Annotated in this window: 10 protein-coding genes; all 10 read left to right on the plus strand. The window is 50.4% G+C overall.

Going from position 1 to position 4,920, the window contains the following annotated elements; all coding sequences use genetic code 11:
• On the plus strand, window positions 1-187 hold a 187-nt coding region (locus ABF463_RS13810; protein WP_415534500.1), incomplete at its 5' end, for a hypothetical protein.
• Between the two features lie 86 nt (window positions 188-273).
• Window positions 274-1,209 (plus strand): hypothetical protein, encoded by a 936-nt coding sequence (locus ABF463_RS13815; RefSeq protein ID WP_415534502.1) that lies wholly within the window; start codon window positions 274-276, stop codon window positions 1,207-1,209.
• Window positions 1,196-1,594, plus strand: coding sequence for a hypothetical protein (locus ABF463_RS13820; RefSeq protein WP_415534504.1), 399 nt, complete (start codon window positions 1,196-1,198; stop codon window positions 1,592-1,594). The genes ABF463_RS13815 and ABF463_RS13820 overlap by 14 nt, the downstream gene beginning before the upstream one ends.
• A gap of 29 nt (window positions 1,595-1,623) precedes the next feature.
• Window positions 1,624-1,863, plus strand: a complete 240-nt coding sequence (locus ABF463_RS13825; RefSeq protein ID WP_415534506.1) for a hypothetical protein — start codon at window positions 1,624-1,626, stop codon at window positions 1,861-1,863.
• Complete coding sequence (locus tag ABF463_RS13830; protein ID WP_415534508.1) at window positions 1,856-2,191, plus strand: hypothetical protein; 336 nt, start codon at window positions 1,856-1,858, stop codon at window positions 2,189-2,191. Before ABF463_RS13825 ends, ABF463_RS13830 begins: the two co-directional genes overlap by 8 nt.
• 249 nt (window positions 2,192-2,440) lie before the next feature.
• A complete protein-coding gene (locus ABF463_RS13835) occupies window positions 2,441-2,839 on the plus strand; it encodes a hypothetical protein (protein WP_415534510.1) in 399 nt (132 codons plus the stop codon).
• Between the two features lie 42 nt (window positions 2,840-2,881).
• Complete coding sequence (locus ABF463_RS13840) at window positions 2,882-3,190, plus strand: hypothetical protein (protein WP_415534512.1); 309 nt, start codon at window positions 2,882-2,884, stop codon at window positions 3,188-3,190.
• Window positions 3,187-3,510, plus strand: a complete 324-nt coding sequence (locus ABF463_RS13845) for a hypothetical protein (RefSeq protein WP_415534514.1) — start codon at window positions 3,187-3,189, stop codon at window positions 3,508-3,510. The genes ABF463_RS13840 and ABF463_RS13845 overlap by 4 nt, the downstream gene beginning before the upstream one ends.
• 11 nt (window positions 3,511-3,521) lie before the next feature.
• Complete coding sequence (locus ABF463_RS13850) at window positions 3,522-3,908, plus strand: hypothetical protein (protein ID WP_415534516.1); 387 nt, start codon at window positions 3,522-3,524, stop codon at window positions 3,906-3,908.
• A 185-nt stretch (window positions 3,909-4,093) separates the two neighbouring features.
• The coding region (locus tag ABF463_RS13855; protein ID WP_415534518.1) for a hypothetical protein at window positions 4,094-4,920 on the plus strand (827 nt) is incomplete at its 3' end.

Consider the following 4,920-nt stretch of genomic DNA (forward strand, 5'->3'; position numbering starts at 1 on the left):
ATTCGGCTACTTCAACCTACGTTGGGCTAACCGTTTCGTGGTATGCCCTGTGTCTGCTTTTATCATACTATACCTAACTAAAAATTACAATACTTGGTTTTCCAGCGGCGGGTACTTCGGTGCCCGCCGCTTTTTATTTGTCTATCCAGTACTAAGGATAGAGGCCTCTTTTTGGAACACGCTGTAAAACGTACGAAAGCGTTTTAATACGTTTTAACGCGCACTAAAACGTATTAAAACATATATGTTTGACAAACAGACGGAGGAATACAGATGATTATCGCAATTGACCACGGAAACAGTGAAATCAAGACCGCACATGAGGCGTTCCCGTCCGGGCTGGTCGGCAATCCGGCCATGCCGCAGATGGCCGCTGACTGGATGGAGTTCGGCGGCAACACCTATGCGCTCTCTGGCTCCCATCTCCCTTACCAGCGCGATAAAACCGCCAATGATGATTTTTACATTCTGTCCCTGTTCGCCATTGCAAAGGAGCTGGCGCGCTGCGAGGTACAACAAACGGACGTGCAGCTGGCCATCGGACTGCCCCCCGCCCACATGCAGGGACTGAAAGAGAGCTTCGCGCGGTACTTTGTCCGCGATCAGAAAGAGATTGCATTCCACTGCAACGGCGTGGACTACAAAATCACCATCACCGCCGCCAATGTGTTCCCCCAGGCATATCCGGCGGTTTATGAACGCTATGAGCAGATTGCCGCGCTGGACAAGGCATATATCGTGGACGTGGGCGGCTATACTGCGGACGTGCTGTTGCTCCGGCACGGTAAACTTGACCTCGGCTGCTGCTACTCGTTAGAATGCGGCGTTATCAAGCTGTTTACAAAAGCGGCGTCCGTGCTGACTTCCCGCTTTGGCGGTACAGTGGAAGAAAGCGATATCCGCAATGCGCTTATGGGTAAAGAGACCCTCTTGGACGCCTCAATGCGCGAAACCGTAAGACAAGTAGCGCAGGCTCATTGTGACGCGCTGCTTGCCGATCTGCAAGCCAATGATGTGGATTTGTCCTTTGCCCATGCGTTCTTTGTCGGCGGCGGTGCGCTTCTGCTACGCCCAATGCTGGAGCAATCCGGCAGGCTCAAACATGCGGAATTTGTCACCGATACACTGGCTAACGCGAAAGGGTATGAGGCGATGGCCAAGGCCGCTGCCGGTGTCAAACAGGGGGTGAAGAAAGGTGCCGAAAAGTAAAAAGAACCGGATGCGTTTTTCCCTGTCCATGAATGAAAATGACCCCGTGCAAGCCGCCGCAGGGCGTGTCTTAAACAGCAAAGGCCGGTCTATAAGCGAATTTGTGGCGCAGGCTATTGTAGCGTATTTGGGCGGCAATCCGAATGAAATTTATCTAAAACGGGCGGTAGTTACATCCTCTCACAACGAAAAAACGGCGCCGCCGCAGACACTTACAAAGCCGCCGCAAGCCCCGCCGTCTAAAACAGAATTGCCTGCCTGCAATGTGGCGAAACCGCCCGTAGAAGCACCCGAAAATCAACCAGTAAGCGAACCAAAAGCGGAGCAGGAACCGGTGAAAGAAACGATGATGGCCATGCTGGACGGCATGGCCGATATGCTATAAATAGCGATGTAAATATGGAGGATTTTTTAATGGATATGATCGTAAAGGGCGTACCGGAGAGGATATATAACCGGCTGTGCAAGCTGGCAAAAATGGCCGGCTATTCTGATATTGGGGATTTCACTTTGCAGATTGTTCAGATTCAAATGCTTGCGGACGAAATTCAAGAACAGAACCTTCTGCCATGGCAAGTGGGAAAAATGATTGACGAAGCGTATGCCGGTTTTGAAGCAGGCACATTTAAAAACGGAGGTAGAAAAAATGGCTGAATTGCGCATTGTGAATGTCCCGCAGGGGCTTATAAACCAGTTAGACGAATGCCTTTCGGAATCCCCGAAGTACCCGGACAGGAGTTCGCTTGTGGTCGCTATGCTACGGGAAAACCTGCTCTATAAAAACCGTGCTTTTATCGAGATGTTGCCGGATACAACACGCATTTTGTCCGAGGATGCGGTACATAAAGAGGCTAAAAAGCGGGGCGATCTGCTTGATTTAACGCTTGCCACCATCCAAGAAAATACGAAACTTTTGAATGCCATTTGGAACGTTCTGAATAATGCAGGAGACCTCGAAGACGATGAAAATGACGATTTTTAAGGTGTGGGTAGCGCGTGGCCAATTTCCAATTCGTGTGTGCGAATTGTGGGCGAAACGCCTAAAAACCCCATTTTCAAAGCAAAATCGGTGTGCGAAAACCGCCCACTCGCTGCATTTTCAATGGAACGAACAAATCCTGTCACTGACAGGATTTGCACACCCCCGTTACGTTCCCCCTTATGCTCATTCTTTTTACCAGCACTTTTGACCGTAAAACGGCTCCAACTACAAATTTCGGAGGAAAGGCTCTTGATAAGAAAACACTTTTATCTGTCGCAGGAAGCACTTGATGCGCTTGAAAAATTGTCGAACGCAGCGCATTTGAACACAAGCCAGTTTTTGAATAAAGCACTTCTGGATATGGCTGCGAAATTGGAGGGCGCGGAGAAACATAAGAGCGCCGCCGACGAGGCACACCGCGCGTATCTGGCCGCACACGCGGCAGCAAAACTATGCGCGGAATTTTGCGACATGTTTAACAGTTACCTTCATTCGTTTGAAAGTTCCACGACCGCCGATCAGTTTCGCACGTTTGACCGCCAGCCGCACATATGGGCGCAAAAGGCTCAAGATGCGGAGGAACAGCGGATACACGAGGCATATAGTTACCGCGAATATCATAAGAAAAAATCTCTACCGTCTAAATAACTATGGCGGTACGCATTGTGACATGGGGTGGAGGGCACATGTATGAAAAATCTGCTGCGCATGATTGCGCTTGAATTTGCAGGAATTGATAATCCAGACCCAGAATTAATTCAGTCGCGCACAGCATATAACGTGGACTGCGAAGAACAGAAGTTTCTCGACATGCTTCAAAAATATGTTTCAGATGAAAGGGCGTGGGATGAGCTAAACGGTGCTTATTACGAAGCGTCCATTGCGTCGATGGCATATGCACATACACAGGGGATGAAAGACGGGGCCAAACTGATTACGGAACTGCTGGGTGTCCAAACAACTCCCCAACGAGCTGCTGATGGAGGAATTGAAAAATGACATTACGTGAAATTTCATCCTTTGTCCTTACGGGCGATAGACCAGCAAAGTGCATCGCACAAAAAAACACGATACAGGCCGCAGAGGAAAACGAACAGGTGTTTCTTCAACAGTTGCGCGCAGTTGTTTCTGACGAAAAGACGTACAGCAATCTCCTTTTTGCATACAACGCCGTGGCTGGAGCATGGGAAGAAAGCGGCCACCAGTGCGGTATGCAGGATGGCGCGCGTCTCGTCATAGACTTGTTGGACACAGGGACACTACCGCCCTCTCCTGCCAGTCTGACTGCCCGCGCTGTTATGGCAAAACGCGGCAGCTAAATGGATCTCTTTTGGTTCCGATTGGCCAGAACATTCCGGCGTCGCAAAAAACGGCTGCTGTCTTACCAGAAGGGGAAAAAAGGAACGGCACGCATGGTAGCCAACTGCATAACGGAACCGGTGAGAGCTGCCACGGCAGACTGACCCAATGTGCACGCGGCGATCAGCCGGACAAGGACACCTTGCCGGTTCCCGCCGCATCAATCTGCCCGGCCTTAAAAAAACGGCTGCTGGCCCACCAGAAGGGGGAAAAAGAGAAAGGGCGCGCTTTTACCTACGTGGCCATCAAGCAACTGCACGGGAAACCATGTACAAAACGGATATGCTTGCCGCCGATCAGCGGTACCCAACGGGGAGACGGAATTTTCTGTCTCCCCGTTTTTATTTTCTCTGCATGATACACCTGTACAAAGGTTGAAAAGAAATTTGTGTGTTCCATATATTTCCACATGATTCATGCGCCCCGTAATTGCCCTGTGCTCGCCTTTTGACGTGGATGTTAACTTTTACGGATGGTTGGGAAAAGCGCGTCATGCGACAAATCCGGGGCATGTAAGTGAATTTAAAGCGAGGAAGTGTAAAAATGCAGAATGACCAAATGCCCTACAAGCCAAAATGCGCCGTTGTCCGGGAAGAATACGTTGCCATTACCGGAGACAGCACGGCCGCGCTCCTTCTTAACCAGATGATTTACTGGAGCGAGCGTGTCAACGATTTTGACGCATTTCTGGCAGAAGAACGTGAAAGACGGCAAAAGGCCGGGAGTGAGCTGGATGATCTGCCCTTTCAACACGGGTGGATATTCAAAAGAGCGGATGATCTGAAAGATGAGATCATGAGTGACAAAAGCGCCCGTACCATTGAGCGCAGGCTGGCCGAACTGGTTAAAAAGGGTTTCTTGTCGCGTAAACAGGGCAAGGACGACGAACCCCGCGACCGGACGTATTACTACCGGGTCGATTTTATGGCTGTCATGGAGGCACTTGATCGGGCCGGGTACGTGCTACCCGGATACGCAAAGTTAACCCTCTCAGTTATCTCTTCGGAGAACCCTCCCGAAATCCCTCCCACACCGGCTGAACCAGCGAATAATACCAACGATGGGCAGGCCAGCTCTGACAATGGACAAATTGTCGCTTGCAAACGACAAAATGACAAATGCAAACGACAGGGTGACGCTTGCAAGCGTCAGAATGTCGGATGCAAGCGACATGGTGTCGCTTCTTCCTTAGAGATTACTACAGAGATTAACTTAGAGACTCTATCCCCCCCTATATCCCCCCCAGCCGGGCAGAATACGCCGGTCACGATGGAGGCTGACACAGGCGAACTGGATTCTTTTTTTGCCAGGATTGGGTTTGCGCAGCTGCGGTACCAAGAGGCCGTACAGTGGCTAAAGACCCTCATGGC

Origin of the sequence: Ethanoligenens sp. (assembly GCF_047718355.1) — a bacterium.
Classification (GTDB): Bacteria; Bacillota; Clostridia; order Oscillospirales; family Ethanoligenentaceae; genus Ethanoligenens.